This window comes from Pararhizobium capsulatum DSM 1112 (assembly GCF_030814475.1).
Classification (GTDB): Bacteria; Pseudomonadota; Alphaproteobacteria; order Rhizobiales; family Rhizobiaceae; genus Pararhizobium; species Pararhizobium capsulatum.
Genome location: NZ_JAUSVF010000003.1, coordinates 47611 through 63816, shown reverse-complemented (window position 1 = coordinate 63816; position 16206 = coordinate 47611). Strand labels below are relative to the sequence as shown.

General features: G+C 56.5%; 17 protein-coding genes and 1 pseudogene. 3 read left to right on the top strand and 15 right to left on the bottom strand.

Annotated elements, in window-relative coordinates:
- Positions 1–24 precede the first annotated feature (24 nt).
- Positions 25–321 carry a PRC-barrel domain-containing protein gene (locus QO002_RS25405; protein ID WP_307235222.1) on the top strand — a complete coding sequence of 99 codons (297 nt, stop codon included), beginning with the start codon at positions 25–27 and terminating at the stop codon, positions 319–321.
- 88 nt (positions 322–409) lie between these two features.
- On the opposite strand, the gene glsA is transcribed toward QO002_RS25405, so the two are convergent.
- The 5 genes from glsA to QO002_RS25380 all read right to left on the bottom strand — a co-directional run bounded on the left by glsA (position 410) and on the right by QO002_RS25380 (position 3194).
- The gene (glsA, locus tag QO002_RS25400; RefSeq protein WP_307235219.1) at positions 410–1417 is read right to left on the bottom strand and encodes a glutaminase A; all 1008 of its coding nucleotides are present in this window, start codon (positions 1415–1417) and stop codon (positions 410–412) included.
- A 1-nt stretch (position 1418) separates the two neighbouring features.
- Entirely contained in the window at positions 1419–1661 is a 243-nt protein-coding gene (locus tag QO002_RS25395) for a hypothetical protein (RefSeq protein ID WP_307235218.1), read from the bottom strand.
- Positions 1662–1686: 25 nt separating this feature from the next.
- Positions 1687–2463: an exodeoxyribonuclease III gene (gene xth / locus QO002_RS25390; RefSeq protein ID WP_307235215.1), complete on the bottom strand. Its 777-nt coding sequence runs from the start codon at positions 2461–2463 to the stop codon at positions 1687–1689.
- 5 nt (positions 2464–2468) lie between these two features.
- The gene (locus QO002_RS25385) at positions 2469–2645 is read right to left on the bottom strand and encodes a hypothetical protein (RefSeq protein ID WP_307235213.1); all 177 of its coding nucleotides are present in this window, start codon (positions 2643–2645) and stop codon (positions 2469–2471) included.
- A gap of 168 nt (positions 2646–2813) precedes the next feature.
- Positions 2814–3194, bottom strand: a complete 381-nt coding sequence (locus QO002_RS25380) for a hypothetical protein (RefSeq protein WP_307235212.1) — start codon at positions 3192–3194, stop codon at positions 2814–2816.
- 622 nt (positions 3195–3816) lie between these two features.
- Between QO002_RS25380 and QO002_RS25375 the strand changes: the two genes are divergently transcribed.
- Together QO002_RS25375 and dinB are read left to right on the top strand one after the other, a co-directional pair.
- Entirely contained in the window at positions 3817–5883 is a 2067-nt protein-coding gene (locus tag QO002_RS25375; RefSeq protein ID WP_307235210.1) for an ATP-dependent helicase, read from the top strand.
- A gap of 6 nt (positions 5884–5889) precedes the next feature.
- Positions 5890–6978: a DNA polymerase IV gene (gene dinB, locus QO002_RS25370; protein WP_307235207.1), complete on the top strand. Its 1089-nt coding sequence runs from the start codon at positions 5890–5892 to the stop codon at positions 6976–6978.
- A 315-nt stretch (positions 6979–7293) separates the two neighbouring features.
- Here dinB and QO002_RS25365 read toward each other — a convergent pair whose 3' ends face one another.
- The 10 genes and pseudogenes from QO002_RS25365 to QO002_RS25325 form a co-directional block, all read right to left on the bottom strand.
- Positions 7294–7599, bottom strand: a complete 306-nt coding sequence (locus QO002_RS25365) for a hypothetical protein (RefSeq protein WP_307235205.1) — start codon at positions 7597–7599, stop codon at positions 7294–7296.
- Positions 7600–7769: 170 nt separating this feature from the next.
- Positions 7770–8300, bottom strand: a complete 531-nt coding sequence (locus QO002_RS25360; protein WP_307235203.1) for a dihydrofolate reductase family protein — start codon at positions 8298–8300, stop codon at positions 7770–7772.
- A 790-nt stretch (positions 8301–9090) separates the two neighbouring features.
- Positions 9091–9594, bottom strand: coding sequence for an RES family NAD+ phosphorylase (locus QO002_RS25355; protein ID WP_307235201.1), 504 nt, complete (start codon positions 9592–9594; stop codon positions 9091–9093).
- A gap of 8 nt (positions 9595–9602) precedes the next feature.
- A complete protein-coding gene (locus QO002_RS25350) occupies positions 9603–9953 on the bottom strand; it encodes an antitoxin Xre/MbcA/ParS toxin-binding domain-containing protein (RefSeq protein WP_307235199.1) in 351 nt (116 codons plus the stop codon).
- A gap of 217 nt (positions 9954–10170) precedes the next feature.
- On the bottom strand, positions 10171–10416 hold the full coding sequence (locus QO002_RS31195; RefSeq protein ID WP_503128903.1) for a D-apionate lactonase family protein: 246 nt from the start codon (positions 10414–10416) through the stop codon (positions 10171–10173).
- Between the two features lie 11 nt (positions 10417–10427).
- On the bottom strand, positions 10428–12170 hold the full coding sequence (locus tag QO002_RS25345; protein WP_307235196.1) for a hypothetical protein: 1743 nt from the start codon (positions 12168–12170) through the stop codon (positions 10428–10430).
- Positions 12167–13138: a lysylphosphatidylglycerol synthase transmembrane domain-containing protein gene (locus QO002_RS25340; protein WP_307235194.1), complete on the bottom strand. Its 972-nt coding sequence runs from the start codon at positions 13136–13138 to the stop codon at positions 12167–12169. The genes QO002_RS25345 and QO002_RS25340 overlap by 4 nt, the downstream gene beginning before the upstream one ends.
- The gene (locus QO002_RS25335) at positions 13135–14685 is read right to left on the bottom strand and encodes a hypothetical protein (protein ID WP_307235192.1); all 1551 of its coding nucleotides are present in this window, start codon (positions 14683–14685) and stop codon (positions 13135–13137) included. Before QO002_RS25335 ends, QO002_RS25340 begins: the two co-directional genes overlap by 4 nt.
- Positions 14686–14737: 52 nt before the next feature.
- Positions 14738–15712, bottom strand: a complete 975-nt coding sequence (locus tag QO002_RS25330) for a glycosyltransferase family 2 protein (protein ID WP_307235190.1) — start codon at positions 15710–15712, stop codon at positions 14738–14740.
- A gap of 263 nt (positions 15713–15975) precedes the next feature.
- Positions 15976–16202: pseudogene (locus QO002_RS25325) on the bottom strand (IS5/IS1182 family transposase); the annotation flags it as partial.
- Between the last annotated feature and the right edge of the window lie 4 nt (positions 16203–16206).

Here is a 16206-nt window from a genome sequence, read left to right as displayed (position 1 = left end):
TCCACAAACAAGGAGGAAACATCAATGGATCATAGCAATCACGTTCGTCTCGCGACCACCGAGCTCACACCGGCCGTATTGGAGGGCGCAACCGTCTACGGCGCCGATGACCACAAGGTCGGAAACGTAGATCATGTCCATGGCTCGGGAACGAGCACCAAGGCCATTATCGATGTCGGCGGGTTCCTTGGTATCGGGGCAAAGCCGGTTGCCGTTTCTCTCAGCGACCTCGATTTCATGCGGGATGAAGATGGCGACGTCCACGCTGTCACGTCCTGGACCAAGGATCAGCTCAAGGACATGCCTGAGCACCATCACTGAGATTCCAACATCAGGATTAGAAGCCCGGCCGCGCGCCGGGCTTTCCTTCGCGGAGGGGAAGGTCCGAAGGCGTCAACCATGCCGACGCTCACCGCTGATTTCGGGCGTCATCACGCAGCAGTCGTCTGGACTTCCCAAACACGGACCAGTCCGTTTTCGATGTCAACAATTCCAGCCCCAAGGTTCCGAGCCAACTGTTCCCCATGGGATCGAGCGCGGGTGACCAAACAGCGATTGACGCGATATGGGGCGCGATGGCCAGAATGCCGCCGCCAACACCGGATTTTGCCGGCAATCCCACGCGATAGGCGAAATCGCCTGATCCGTCGTACTGCCCGCACAGCATCATAATCGAAAGGATTCGTCGCGCCCGCCGCGCCGCCGCGATCTTTACGCCATCCTCATCGTCCGGATCGTCGAGCAACAGGAACCGCCCGGCTTTTGCCAAGCCTCTGCAGTCCAACGAAATGGCGCATTGATGGATGTAGGCGTCCATCACCTTTTCAACTGGATGTTTCAGATTACCGTGGTGTCGCGCCATGAACATCAGGGAACGGTTCAGGTCTCCCCCGGTTCGATCGCTTTCCATCACATCTTGATCGAGTGGCGGAGCATCGCCGTCGAGCATCCGTTTGACAAGGTCGACGACATGCCGGTTGGGTCCTGACCGGCCACCAATTCCGGTCAGAATATCGCAAACGACTAGCGCGCCTGCGTTAATGAACGGATTGCGTGGAATGCCCTTGGCCCGTTCGAGATCGATGATCGAGTTGAAGGGATCGCCTGACGGATCCCTGCCGACCCGTTTCCAGAGTTTCTCACCCATGGCTTCCAGCGCGACCTCAAGGGCGAACACTTTCGAGATGGACTGAACGGGAAACCCGACGCCGGCATTTCCTGCCGACGCCACATCGCCACAGCGCGTAAACACCGCAATGCCAGAATACTCGAAGTCGCCCTTGCGAGGAGCGGGCTTACCACTCGCTTTCGCCTTCTCGAGGGCTTCATCGTAGATGCCGGGTGCTGCCTTGCGAACCCGAGCCACCACATCCTCAAGCACCGACGTCAGTTCACCGGAGTGATCAACCCCATCCATGTCACTTGCCGCCAGGCCGAGGTTTTCCGTCCGCTGCAGGCCAGTCGTTGGACGGCTCTTCAAGCAGCGGCGCGACGACGGTATCGTTCATCGGATCGGGATCACGATCATAGGCTTCACGAAGCGCTTCCACCGCGGATGTGATCTCATCGAAGACATCATGCGGCTTTGCACCCTTCACCACGAAACTATCGACAAAGTCTTCAAGCCGTTCTCGCATTTCTTGTCGCAGGTGTTCAGACATCAGTTCCTCCAGGCCGTATGGCTCTCTATGCGTTCGATAGTTCGATCCAGACTGGGGCGTGGTCGCTCGTGTGATCCCAGCCCCGAACATGTTTGTCCACTGCCGCGCGTGTCAGAACCGGCGCTAAGCTCGGGCTGAGGAGAAAATGGTCGATGCGAAGGCCTGCATCTCGCGCAAAGGCATTCCGGAGATACTTCCAGAAGGTGTAGATATGTTCGTCGGGGTGTAACGTCCGAACCGCATCCGTCCACCCCTGTTCGAGCAACTCCGAATAGGCCGCCCTGACCTCCGGCCGAAACAGGGCGTCATCACGCCAACGCTCCGGTTTGTAGACGTCAAGTTCGGTCGGCATGACATTGAAGTCACCGACAAGGGCGACGGGAATGTCCAAGTGGAGCAGTTCCGCTGCATAGTCATGCAGACGCTCAAACCAACGCAGTTTGTAGTCGAACTTCGGACCTGGCGCGGGGTTGCCGTTGGGAAGGTAAAGGCAACCAACCACAATTCCATCAATCGCTGCTTCGATGTATCGACTGTGACTGTCGCCGGGCTCTCCCGGTAGTCCACGCCGGGTTAAAATCGGCTCCTGATCGCGAGCAAGGATTGCCACGCCGTTCCAGGACTTCTGGCCATGCCAGATTGCCCCGTACCCCGCCTTCTCAAGCTCGCTCTGCGGAAACTTGTCGTCCGGCGCCTTCAGTTCCTGCAGGCAGACGACATCGGGCTTCGCCTCGGCGAGCCACCGAAGCAACACATCGAGACGGCCATTGATGCCGTTGACATTGTATGTGGCGAGCTTCACCGCTCTCAGTGCTTTCGGTCGCCCTTGTCACCTTGACCCGGCTTGGCGTCGTTCTTGGCATCATGGCGGGCATCTGCCGACAATGATCGGGACACCTCGACGCTCTCCTTGAACTTACCGTCCTGGTCGCGACGGACGTAACGCTTGTCGGTTCCTGTATCGATCATCTCACGCTTGCTCATGGCCTGTCTCCTTCGGTTGCGTCCACCGAAACGCGCTTGCAGGCCAAAAGATGCATGCAGGTCAGGGCATTATTCGAAACAGAGGGCGATTTGAAGATAGGGATAAGAGGTCCGGTAAACCGGCCGCTCATTCAGGAGGCTGGCACACTTTAGAACGCTGCCAATGCCTCACTTCGCTTCCTCGGGAAGCCGCAGTTCCTTGATCATAACTTCAACCTTCTCGTCCATGGCAATCCGAAGATCCCGGATCAAGGTGGACGCGGTGAGGAACGCCTGGCCGACCTCGCTGTCACCCTGATGTTCGAGTTTTGCGACGAAAGTTGCGAGTTGCACAAGTTGATCGGCGTCCGTCCCGCTGCTCGGAATTCCAAGGATGTCGCGCATATCCTTCACGGTGGTCAGGGCACGCTCCAGCAGCCTTTTACGCTTTGAATGGCTCAGCTTCGCCACTTCGTTTCCGGCACGGAAGAGTTCTGCAATAAAGTCAGTCGTGGAAGTCATTGAAGGTGCCGCAGCTCCGGAAACGCACAAACAAGAGCCCTGAACCATGGTTATGCCTATGGAATTCGCCCTGCCCCACCTAAAATTTGCATGCCCGCAACCAGGAGTCTAGTGATCGGACGATCCCAACAGCGTCTTTTGTCGCGTCGATCGTCGCGATGTCTGCTTCCCCAAAATTCGAGGTTCTTGGACTCGACTCCTGTTCATTCGGGTGGTTGATTGCCAGGCGGAGGAACCTGTATGGCGTACGAATGGGATCACGGAAGAGCGCGGCGAGCGCGATTGATAAAGATGGCCTCGATGCTTGCTTTAACTGCCTCGGCATTAGGCTTGCCGGTTGCCATGTTCCTCACAGCGGCTCCACTCTAAACAGGTTCGTAACCGTTGCCACGTTGCAAGTCAGGCTACGCTTTTGACTTGCCAAGGCGCGGCCGGACGGGAGATCAGTTCCGACGTCACATCAAGGACATCGTCTATTCTATAGGGCTTCGGCAGAAACCGTGTGCCGATGGGAACATCGACGTCGTGGAAGTGGTGGCCGCCTGAGAACGACCAAACTTCAAATTGAGTTCGAAAAAAAAGCGGGACGCAAGTTCACTTTTTGTTCGCATTCACATATAAGTCACAGATCGGCCGCCTCCTATGAGGGTGGCCCAAACGGCGCCTCGATATGACAGCTTACCTCGACAAACTGAATGACCGCCAAAGAGAAGCAGTGGAATACGGTGCTGGCACCTCGCAAGGCGCAGCCAGCGGGCCGTTGCTGATCATCGCGGGCGCCGGCTCAGGCAAAACAAATACGCTCGCCCACCGAGTCGCGCATCTGATCGTTAAGGGTGCTGATCCACGACGCATTCTGCTCATGACCTTCTCACGCAGAGCTTCATCCGAAATGGCCCGTCGTGTTCAACGCATCTGCAGGCAGGTGCTCGGCGATAACTCCGCGATCATGACCGATGCCCTCGCCTGGTCCGGAACCTTCCACGGTATCGGCGCGCGTCTGCTGAGAATCTATGCCGAACAGATCGGTCTCAACGTCGACTTTACGATCCATGACCGCGAGGACAGCGCCGATCTGATGAACCTCGTGCGCCACGAATTGGGGTTGTCCAAGACAGACGGTCGTTTCCCGACAAAGGGTACATGCCTTGCGATCTATTCGCGCGTGGTCAATTCGGAGAGCTCGATCGTCGAGGTGCTGAAATCGGCATATCCCTGGGTGGCCGGCTGGGAAGAACAACTGAAGCAGCTTTTCGCGGCCTACGTCGAGGCGAAGCAGATGCAGAACGTGCTCGATTATGACGATCTGCTTCTCTATTGGGCGCAGATGATGTCCGATCCGGAATTGGCAGCGGATGTCGGTCAGCGGTTCGATCACGTGCTTGTCGATGAATACCAGGATACCAACAAACTCCAGGCATCAATCCTGTTTTCAATAAAGCCGGATGGGGGCGGACTGACCGTTGTTGGCGACGATGCTCAATCCATCTATTCATTTCGCGCGGCCACAGTCCGAAACATTCTCGACTTTCCAAAGGTATTCTCGCCGATCCCGGCCGACGTCATCACTCTCGACAGGAACTACCGCTCAACTCAGCCGATCCTTGCGGCCGCAAATGGCGTTATCGATCTCGCGCGCGAACGCTTCACCAAGAACCTCTGGACAGATCGCGCTTCCGAACAACGACCATGGTTGGTCACGGTCAAGGATGAAACCGATCAGGCCAATCACATCGCCGAACAGGTCTTGGCCAATCGGGAAGTTGGCATTCCCCTGAAACAGCAGGCCGTCTTGTTTCGTGCGTCGAGCCATAGCGGAGCGCTGGAAGTCGAGTTGACACGCCGCAACATCCCTTTCGTTAAATTTGGCGGCCTGAAGTTCCTCGACAGCGCGCATGTGAAGGATCTCCTGGCTGTTCTCAGATTTGCCCAGAACCCTCGCGATCGGGTCGCCGGCTTCCGGCTGCTCCAGATGCTGCCTGGCATTGGACCACAGACGGCTGGAAAGATCCTCGACACGATAGCAACAGATCCGGAGCCTCTTCAGTCACTGGCCGAAATTCCACCCCCACCCAAGACCGGCGAGGATTGGCCCTCCTTCGTGACGTTGCTTACCTCTCTCCTGAAAAGCAGCGGCACTTGGCCACGCGAACTGGAGGTGGCCCGCATCTGGTATGAGCCTCATCTGGAAAGGATTCACGAGGATGCCGATACGCGCAAAGCCGATCTGCTCCAGCTTGAGCAGATTGCCGGCGGCTACCCGAGCCGAGAACGTTTCCTGACCGAACTCACCCTTGATCCGCCGGATGCGACCAGTGATCAGGCCGGCGTTCCCTTGCTGGATGAAGACTATCTGATCCTGTCCACCATCCATTCTGCCAAAGGCCAGGAGTGGCGATCAGTGTTCATGCTGAACGTGGTCGACGGTTGCATTCCCTCTGATCTCGGCGTCGGCACAACAGCGGAAATTGAGGAAGAGCGCCGACTGCTCTATGTCGGCATGACGCGGGCACGGGACAGTTTGACGCTCGTGATACCGCAACGGTTCTTCACCTATGGCCAGAACACGCAGGGCGATCGGCATGTCTATGCCTCGAGGACACGATTCATTCCAGCAACGCTCCTGCAGTTTTTTGAAGTAACAAGCTGGCCGAAAGTTTCCGCTCAAACGAGCGAGCGCAGCGCCCGTCAGATCAGGATCGATGTCGGCGCTCGCATGCGTACCATGTGGAAGTAGCGTCCGATGAGCGATGACGCCGCACCAACCGTTCGCAAGATCATACACGTCGACATGGATGCTTTCTACGCGTCGGTGGAACAGCGAGACAATCCGGAGCTCCGTGGCAAGCCGTTGGCTGTTGGCAGTGCTGCCGCCCGCGGCGTAGTCGCGGCTGCTAGCTACGAGGCCCGAAAGTTTGGTGTCCATTCCGCAATGCCCTCAGTGACAGCGGCGCGCAAATGCCCGGATCTGATCTTTGTCCCTCCGCGCTTCGACGTCTATAAGGCGGTGTCGCAGCAAATCCGGGAGATCTTTGCCGAGTACACGCCTTTGATCGAGCCATTATCGCTCGACGAAGCCTATCTCGATGTGACGGAAAACTTGAAAGGAATGGCAGTCGCCACCGAGATCGCGGCCGAGATCAGAGACAGGATCAAAACTGTCACCGGCCTCAATGCCTCTGCCGGAATTTCCTACAACAAGTTCCTCGCCAAGATGGCATCGGATCTCAACAAGCCGAATGGTCAGGCCCTGATCTCCCCGAAGAACGGTCCCGCCTTCGTTGAGGCGCTTGCGGTCAAAAAGTTCCACGGCGTCGGCCCGGCGACAGCCGAGAAGATGCGCCGTCTCGGCATCGAAACCGGAGCGGATCTGAAGAGCCGGACGTTAGAATATTTGGCCGCGCACTTCGGAAAATCCGGAGCTTACCTTTACGGGATCGCCCGCGGCGTCGACAATCGGCAGGTCAACCCCGACAGGGAGCGGAAGTCGATCGGCGCAGAGGATACGTTTACCGAGGACATCTTCGCGCTGAAGGCTGCAAAAGCCGAACTCGCCCCTCTTGCCGCGAAGGTGTGGGGTCACTGTCAACGTCACGGTATTGTCGGCAAGACTGTCACCGTGAAGATCAAATACGCCGACTTCCAGCAAGCAACACGAAGCCGAACGATATCGCATTCGTTTTCTTGCGAAGACGAAATTCTGCAACACGCATCGGCACTGCTGGAGACCGCCTTTCCATTTCGACTGGGCGTCCGCCTGTTGGGGGTGACCCTGTCGTCGTTAGCCTCTCAACGCGAGCGCGATGAACAACAACTTCGCATGGCCGTCTAGTTTGGGCCGGTGAACGAACCCCCTGCGCGGGAGGGCGCCCGCGGTTGAGGTAGAGATCCACACCCGGTCTCACATGCATTGAGCGTCGTTCAAGCAGACCATTACGGGCTTCTTCAACAAGGAGCCTGACGATGTCCCATCAGTTCTTGATGCACCCATCAGCCCGCTGCGCCAGAGGCTGATCGACGACATGAACATGCGACGTTTCTCACGCGAAACGCAGCGCAACTATCTCCGCAACTTCGGTCGCCTGGCAACTTTCCTCGGGACACCGGAAGATCACTCGCCAGCGGGCAAGGTCAAGCTCAACAAGCCCTATTTGATAGGCTTCACAAGCGAGATGACCCGGGGTTTGGATGGTGCATCCAGCCATTCGATCCACTTATCTCTTTCCTCGATTGTATCGAAGAACCGCCAAAGTTTGAATTCCTCCTCGGTGGTCTGCAACATCTCACCGATGGATACGAGCTCCAAGGGCAGCGTCACCTCGTTACCGTCGAAACGAACGAAATAGATGCCCTCGGCAGCGAGGCGAATAACTTGGCCGGTGCCATAGCTTCCATCGGGATCGTCGACGGTGAAGAACATTCCGGTCAAAGTATCGAGTATGGTGTTGTTCATTCGTTGGATGCCATTCGTGAAAACGCACTGCAAGAAAGTTCGCCCAGGCTGGTGCTAAAGGCAAGACTATGCGTCTGATATCGTCTTTCGTTCCCCATGCCAACGTCGGAGACAGCTGCTGCTGATCCTGAAACTGACATTCTCAGCACTCTATCGCGTTTGTCGAGCGACTATGAGGGAACGTATGTCAACCTGATCACGTTCCCACCAATTCGATCGCTCGCCACGAGGCGCAGCGGCGGCCGCGGGCCGGCGAAGAAGGGCTTGCCATAACCTAGCACGACGGGATGGAGGTATAGTCGATATTCATCAACAAGGCCAAGATCGGTCAGGCTTTGCGCCAGCTCGGGCCCGGCAACTTCGATCACCCCATCCTGTTGAGCCTTGAGCCTGCGTATTGTCGTCTCGATATCATCCGGGACAAGAGTGGCGTTCGGACCGACTGACTTCAGCGAGCGCGACACAACCCATTTTGGCTTGCTCCTCCAGGCCGCTGCGTAGTCGCGCTCCCCCTCGTCCCACTCGGAATTGTCTTCATCCCAATACCGCATCACCTCGTACATGCGGCCGCCGTACACGCAGCCGGCAACACTGCTGATGTCTTCGATGAAATGACGAAAAAGCGCCGGATCAGGTGCGAATTTCATGTGGTCGACATACCCATCCAGGGACTGGTTCAAGGCGAACACGAGCTTAGCCATGCTGCAGGATTTCCTCCCTAAGCTCCTCAAAAAGGCTCCATCCAATATTACGCAGAAATGAAAGTGCTGACAATCTTGCCGCAGCTTCGTTGATGACACCAATAATAGAATTCATTTCGTTCGATCCGGGGGGCAACCAGATCAGTCGTGACCTCGAGCCGCAGAGGATGTGTGCAGATTGTCCGCACGGCCATCACGTAGCCGGTTCAGGCGCGTTCGGAGGATTGCTGCTCTATGTGGCGCACGCAGATGTTCACCTTATCCACCGTTTGACGCGATTGACCTCGCGGGTAACGAAGATCGTCTGGGCTGGCCTGGCCTCGAAAGTCACATACTGGCTCGTGGCAGAACCGGCGACCCTCTTTGCCGGCGCAACAGCGGGGAGTACCGCATCATCACAACGCTGACGCCGGACGACATGGTGCGTATTCGACGATTATTCTGATCTGGAGACGCGTGGAGTCCTGTTTGAGAACGTCCATGTGTTCCCGAGGCCTCATAGCCGCAGGGGGGCCGTAATCACCCAGCCCACGCGGCGTAGAAAAGACGCATCGAGGGCCTGCAAGCAGGGGGGCTTTTGCATAGCTGAGATGCAAATTAAATGTTTTCCAAATGGTCAAAAAATGATCATAACGCGTATAGCTGATGCAGATGGCAGCTTCCTGCCAGTCCCACTGCCGCAGCTGTTCCCCTCTGGAGGTTGTATGACCTTCACACTTCATGGGCCGCGGTCTCCGCAGGCCCATTTTTTTTCACAAGATTGCGGCGCCTCGGCGTGTATGTGGCCGCGTCAAAATGGCGGCGACAACCGATGCTCATCATCAATGAGAGTGACGCGGCTGGGTAAGATGCCGCTCCATTTCCAAAGCACGAGATTGAGATCTTCGGCAGCTGCGCCGTGCGCGAAGCTTCTAACGAGCAATCCGTAGTACCCAGATGCGCTGAGCCTTTGGGCGAACAACTGTGTCACAGCTTCGCCGTTCTCAACCATCTGATTACGCCATGTGGGATCTGAAAGACTTGCGGCGGCCATACCTTCCCGTCGCAACGCCTCGCTGTCCCGACAATCAAAGACTTTCTCTATGTCGACATCGTAGGAAACGAGTGTCGTTGGCTGCAGGCTCCCGACCTGATTGGCTTCCCGTAGCGCTGTCATTACCGAAAGAGATGTGTAGAGCGCCGGGGTACCCTGTCGATTGAACCGGCCGCCATAAAGCTGCGCACCACGGCCCGACAGGGGCTCGCGCGCGTAGATCGGATTAAGCGCTCGAAAAAGAGTTCCTTTAAAATACATAGACGATATCAGGCGTGAACACCTGCGTCGATGGCGTCAATATACTCGAGCACATCGCCGGCCCGCCCGTCCCGCACCAATTGCATTGCCGTCAATCCAGAAAACCCATGCAGGGGTTCGGAGCGATACCAAGCGTATGCCATTAGTGCTGATCCAAAACGTGGTTCCACCTTGTTGATGATTTCCGCCACTTCACGCAGACGCCGCTGTGTCTTGTCCGAGCGAATGCGATCCTTTCGCTGGATCGCGTCCTTTCCGAGTCCGGCCGTGCGAGCGATTTCATCGCTCGTGGTTCGGAGTGCCTCTGCAAACTTGCGAGGCGAGAATAAGCCTTGGTCTGCATATTGTGCGATACTCATGGGGTGCAAAATCCACATAATGCCAAATCTATTGACGCAATATAGCGTCAATACAATTGATCTGCAAATAGGGCGGACGGGCAAAGGAAAAATAAACTCTGTCGCAGATCAAACCTCTCGCGGCTGTTTCGGAACCGAACAAGTCAAGAGCATTGCCCGCGAGCCGCTTAATCCTGCAGATCAATGGCGTTGCGCCGGGGGAACACGGTTTCCTCTCTCACCGTCCACCGCTGTGGACTATCGTTAGCCGGCCATCTGCAGCCTCCGCGGGATGCAGCACCACAAAACCGGTGCGGTTTGTTAGGAAATCGCCCCGCGCCTCGCCTTCGGCATCCAGAATCAGATGGCCGATCGCTCTGCCTTCTATGCGCACCGCACGACGCGCATAACTGACAGAGCCACAAATTTGCGGAAGAGACGGTAGCTCAATTGCCACGTTCGGCAAGCATTTTCGAATGCGCATTGGCGACTTTGTTATCGTTTCGCGGCCTCAACAAGACACGTTGTCGAAATGAGCGAAACGCCGTTATAGACACCTGCCGTGCAGATAGGTGCTAACTTGGAGAGAATTGACCCAACACGCTTTTCCACGTCTTCATCCCTTTTTAATTGGGCTTCATCGAAGAAGCTGCGAAACGCTGGTGGCAATCGTGCTTCGCTGAGGTCTGATTGTCGAATGACGAGATGGGTAATTTTCAAAGCGCTAATGCGGTCAACGAGAACTTCGGGATCATGGGTCATTACAATATCTTTGACCGCTTCCATCCGGGCCATGATCGGTAGGAAATAGCCTTTCTGGTAAGCGATGGCGAGTTCACGACTAAATAGAGTCGAACGATTCGTCAGCGCGGGGGAGAAGTCCAAGTCCTCGACGAAACCCCCAACCACCGACGTTTCGGGCAGCCCCCGCAGGGCGTTCAGAAGCTCCAGGTTCGGACGTGTGAATGCCACACGGACATTGACCGCGCCGAGGGCGCAAACAATTAACAGGATAATCGCACCCCCAACCAGAACGCGTCGTCCGGATCGGCTGAGCCAAAGCGAGTTAGACTGTAGGCGTCGTCGAACCCATTCGACAACAAGGGGAAATGCGGTCAAATAAATCAGCAACTCAGTAGCTGCGGTGTAACGGTTTGGCAGATGCAGCCGAAACAACATGGCTCGGGCCAAAATGAACCATAGGATCGATGCGATCATGAGTAGGAAAGGAATATTCGAAGCCATTATACCCTTTGCCGCGCGTTGCTTGCGCAGAAATAGGACGATGGATCCACCCAATACGAGCCCCACCAGAAGGGAGGGTTTCAGAATTGCTGCCCCGTTGCAGTTGACAAGGAAGCTCAGCCGGGACCCGCACAACACATTGAAGGCGCCGTTAGCTGGAAAAAGCTGGCCCCTTCCACCGGGCTGAAATGTTGGGATTTTTAGCGCTTCGGCCAGCGAAAAGCTGGGCGCGTAACCTCCGCTGCTCACCAAGAACGGAAGGATACCTGTTATCGTCGCCATTGCGCAGACGGCGATCAGCACTATCCTTTGTCGGGATAGATCCGCTTTAAGGCGGGGAAAGAAATCCAGGAATGTAAGGCCAATCATCGTCGCGGTCGCCATCGCCATTTGAGGATAGCTGCCCGTCAGCAGGAGCTGGGCCAGTGCTGTCTGAAAAATGCGGCCCCTTGCTAGGCCATCAAGTATCGCCAATAGCAGAATCGGCCAAAGGTCTCTTGGTGTGCCCGAGACAATGGCGCGCGCTAGATAGTGAAGCACGGCGGCGCTCGCCAAAAAGGCGACCAGCGGCTCGCCGTTAATGGCGCGGATAAAGCGGAACGTGAAAACTGGGACGAGTAGCAAAAGAAGGGCTGGAATGATTTTTGCGAATACAACGGGCGGAAGGCCCAGTTCCCAAGCAAGGCGAAACACGCCGGTGTACGCCCAAGGGCTAACGGCTTTCCAATAGTCCGCAACGAAATCGCCATTCAACAGATCGGGATTGTCCCATTGTCCCATCCAAGACAAAAACATTCGAGCATCGCTGCTGATAGTATCGATCGGCAGCGCGAACGCCCTGACCTCGAAAGACAACGCTGAGATCAATCCGAGACCAAAAGCCAGCACGAACCAGAACCTACCCTCGTCGTTTGCGACGAGACGGTCGCGGACATAATCGGCGATGGACGATAAGGACGTAGCATATACGGATCGGCCAATCGGGTTCGTCATCGCGATTTCACCTCATCGCGTTCAGAACTGCCTCGTGCCCGATCCGTCAATCCGGCAAAGTCGGCGACAAAAGGAGCGCCAGCAATTGCCGGAATAATATAACGCAATGTCGCCAAAATACCGAGGAGAGCGGCCTGTTGCGGGGGGAGGTAGGGCGCGTAAAAAAACACGATCGCAGCATCTCGCGTGCCAACACCGGCGAACGTGAAGGGCAGCAGACCAACCAGTATCGAAAGCGTGGCGAAGGCCGCATTCTCCAGCAAGGGCACCTCGCCGTTGAGGGCATGGCAAAATACCCAGAACTGAAAGAGATGCGCGCCCCAGATGATGAACGACAGAAGAAGAACGCCCAAGGCTCTTCTCGCGTGATCCCAGAACCAGGCCAGCATTTCCTGCCAGCTTGTGGCGAATGCCTCCAGCCCGCGCTTTGGTCGCGCAGGCATCAGATCACCGAGCAGAGTGAGGATCCGCGGCAAAAACCGGGACGGTGATATCAAAACCGCGATCAGCACGAGCCCACCGGCCACTGGCAGCAGCAGCCAGAGCATCGCTGGTTGTTTCATACCGACGACAAGTATCCCAAATACGCCCCAGATCAAAAGCGATATCATGTCGACCGCCTTTTCCAACACTACAACGGAAAAGGACAAGCTTGCCTTCATCCCGTGACGACGGGAAAGAACATGCGCCTTGGCGAGATCACCCAGTTTGGAAGGTAGTATCATGTTGAGGGTACTTGCGGCCAATATCAGACGGTTCGATTCCAGAAAGCCTACCTGCAAGCCGCCGACAAGGATTGTAAACCGCCATGCCGTGAGCAACGTGAGCGGGATGACAAACAACAGTCCTGCAATCAGCCAAGCTGGTCTTGTCAATTGCGCCGCCGCCCATATGCCGCCTGTGTCGATGGAGGTGTAGAGCAATGCGAGAATGGCCGCGCTGACGACAAGGCCGATTAGCTTTTTCATGTTGCAGACAATCGACGTTCGAAGATCAGCGGCGTATTGGCATCAAGACCTACAAGCTCGTCAGTGAGCGCTATGAAGCACGCCAACTGATCCTGTTGGTAGACTCGTGCCATGATGGTTGTGATCGACGTCTGATGCCCGGAAATGCCGATCAATCCTACGTCGCTCCAGCCGTCAGCGCTGGTAATCGCGTCGCGCACCGTCCAGCCCCTCTGCGTCTTTTCGAAACGCCGGTCATATCGATATGGCGCGTCATTCTTGCCTGTCACCAGCACCCTTTGCAGCATGCGTCGGATAAGATCGGGGAAAAAGCGACCGAGACTTAGCATGATCAGCCGCAGCACGACGTTCTTGAGCGGGGTGAGGAGCGCTCCCTTTGCAAAACTCATTGGTCCGCTGCTGGCCAAAGACGACCCATTGACCGCCGTTACGGATCCGCCGAGATGCGTCACGGCGGTCTTTCCATCCGAGCGCCGGCGCAATGTAACCCCGGTGTCACTGACAGCCAATTTGCCGCCGGAAAAATATTTGTAGACGCCCCCACGGGCCAGCGCCGCGACGAGCATGTTTTCGCCTTCGCGGTCGACGAGTAGGCCACAACCTTCAAACCAGCGCCTCCCCGATGGCAGCTCTGCGGCGGCACAGGGGTCTGCACAGACATTCTGCAGCGTCAACAGCCAGGCCCACAAATGGTGGCCGATGATCCTGTCGTCAGAATAGCACGGCGTCCTATTCTCGATCAGCGGGCGCATCACCTCTTGGCTGACGGCGCGTGCCTCCGCACTCCATGCTGCTGCAATTTCGAAGCCGAAAGGAAAGAAGTTGAGCGTGGAGCGGCTCGAATATTCGCCGCCGACGGTGCCATCCGGGTGGACAAAATGTGCTAGGAAGCCGATCGCAGCCGCCAACGGTGCCCGCAGCGACAGCTCGGGGCGCCGCCGATCCAGATCGGCGAGAAGCCCGATGGTCAGCGACAGGTAGCCGAGATCAGCCCCGCCGTATTCGTCGAACCATCCCTCAGCATGTTGCCAGGAAAGAAGTCGCTTCAACCTTTGGTGCATGGCGGCTTCGAATCCCTCCGTCGGGAAACGACGGTGGGCACTTTCAAGGCAGGAAACGATTAAGGCTTCGTGATTGGACAACCGGCCGCTCTCGACGTGTTCGGCCAACCAGCGAGAGCGAAGGATCATGAAACGGTCGAGTTCGGTGTCTGCCGGCATGTCGAGAATCTCGGCAGCACGCAAGATTGCAAACAGTGAAAAAGCGGCGGCCCCGGCAGCTCGCTCGAACGGATAGTAGTCGTCGCATGAGCCATCCGGATGGGCGGCGCGGGCCGCATACCGCAACCCGGCTTCGATCCACTCCCTAATCTGAGGATCGCCGCGATAGGGATTGTCTGGCAGCTCCTGCATCGACCAGACGAGCGCGAGCGGCAGCACGAATTCCTGCGACATGCCACATGGGAAATCAAGCATGCGATAATGCCAGTAGCTGCGATCGAAGCAGCCATAGGTAGGACTGACGGCCGTCCGGTCAAGGAGCGTCAATATCTTAGGAATCTCCGGTAAAACAAGTGCACCAATCGATGCGGCTAAACCGTCAGGCTGCATATTTGTCTTTCTGTTCACCGAAACCGAGGCCAAAGCGGATGCATCGCAACTGAAACTGTACATCTTCGCTGAGTTTTCGATTGATTCCATTCAACTCACCAATAATTGCGCACAGCCAGCAGAGAAAGGCGGCGATCAGCGCCACGGCCGCAAAAACGAGGCTGGGGACATGGGCACGCGTTGTTCCCTCAAGATAAATGGCCACCCAACGGACGCTGAGAATTGCACCCAACAGAAATGGTGGCAGGCCCAAGAGAAAAAACGACAGGCCCGGTCGGTAGACCAGCATCGAGCGTACTATAGACAGGCTCGATCGCATGACGTATCGCGGGATGCTGCGCACGAGACGCGATGGCCGGGTTTCGCCGTTAACGCGGATCGGCACCGATATGATACGTGCGCCGGAGCGGCCGGCCTGAATGATCGATTCCAAAGTATAGCTATATGAATCGAAGACGTTGAGACGCATCGACGCCTCGCGCGAAAAGGCGCGAAACCCGCTTGGCGCATCAACGACGTCAGCTCCCGAGGTAAATCGCACCACCCAGCTTCCCAGGTGCTGCAAAAGTTTTTTTATTGGAGAAAAATGGTCGAGGCTGGCAATTGGACGGCTGCCAACCACGAAATCGGCACGACGCTCCACGATCGGTCTTACCAGTTCCGGAATATCAGCGGCATTGTATTGATTGTCCGCATCGGTGTTGACGATGACGTCCGCACCTTCAAGGAGTGCACGTTCTATGCCTGCAACAAAGGCCTTGGCAAGGCCGCGATTAGTTTTGAAATCGACGATGTGATCCACGCCGCAACGCCGGGCCACCTCAACGGTCGCATCCGTACTGCCGTCGTTGATGACCATCCACTCCACCTTATCGAATCCCGGAACCGTTCTTGGTAGAAACGATAGCGCGTGAGGGAGTGATTCTTCTTCATTGAGGCAAGGGATTTGAATTATTAACTTCATGAATGCCCCCGGAAAGCCATCGTGGGATCCAGACATCCGAACGATATTAGGCGCATAATCCGGAGATTGATGAGTATGTCAACGATGGCTAAGGGTATCAAGCCATTGCGTCCAGATGGAACAGTTGAATCGGACCGGGGCTGACAATAGCAACGCCGATGAAAAGATGGCAAATGTCCGCGTTTTGATACGCGGCAACATCTACGCGCCGGCGTGGTTTCATCGGTAGCCGAATGAACGGATTTCCGTCTTTGATGCTGTGTCTATGCGGTATCTGTGACGCAGCGGACGGATTTCGGGCGCGTATACCAGCATTCGATTGAGGAGAGGTGCAGCCGACGGTGACGTCCGCGTGTTGCGTGGGGAATGAACGTGCCCTAACCCGGTGCCTGATGATCGACGTATACCGACGGATCGCGGTCTCGACCAGAGATCGCTTGCCGTAGTCGGTAGCGGCTTGCCAATCCATCCGTCCATCGGCGTTGATCGCCGGC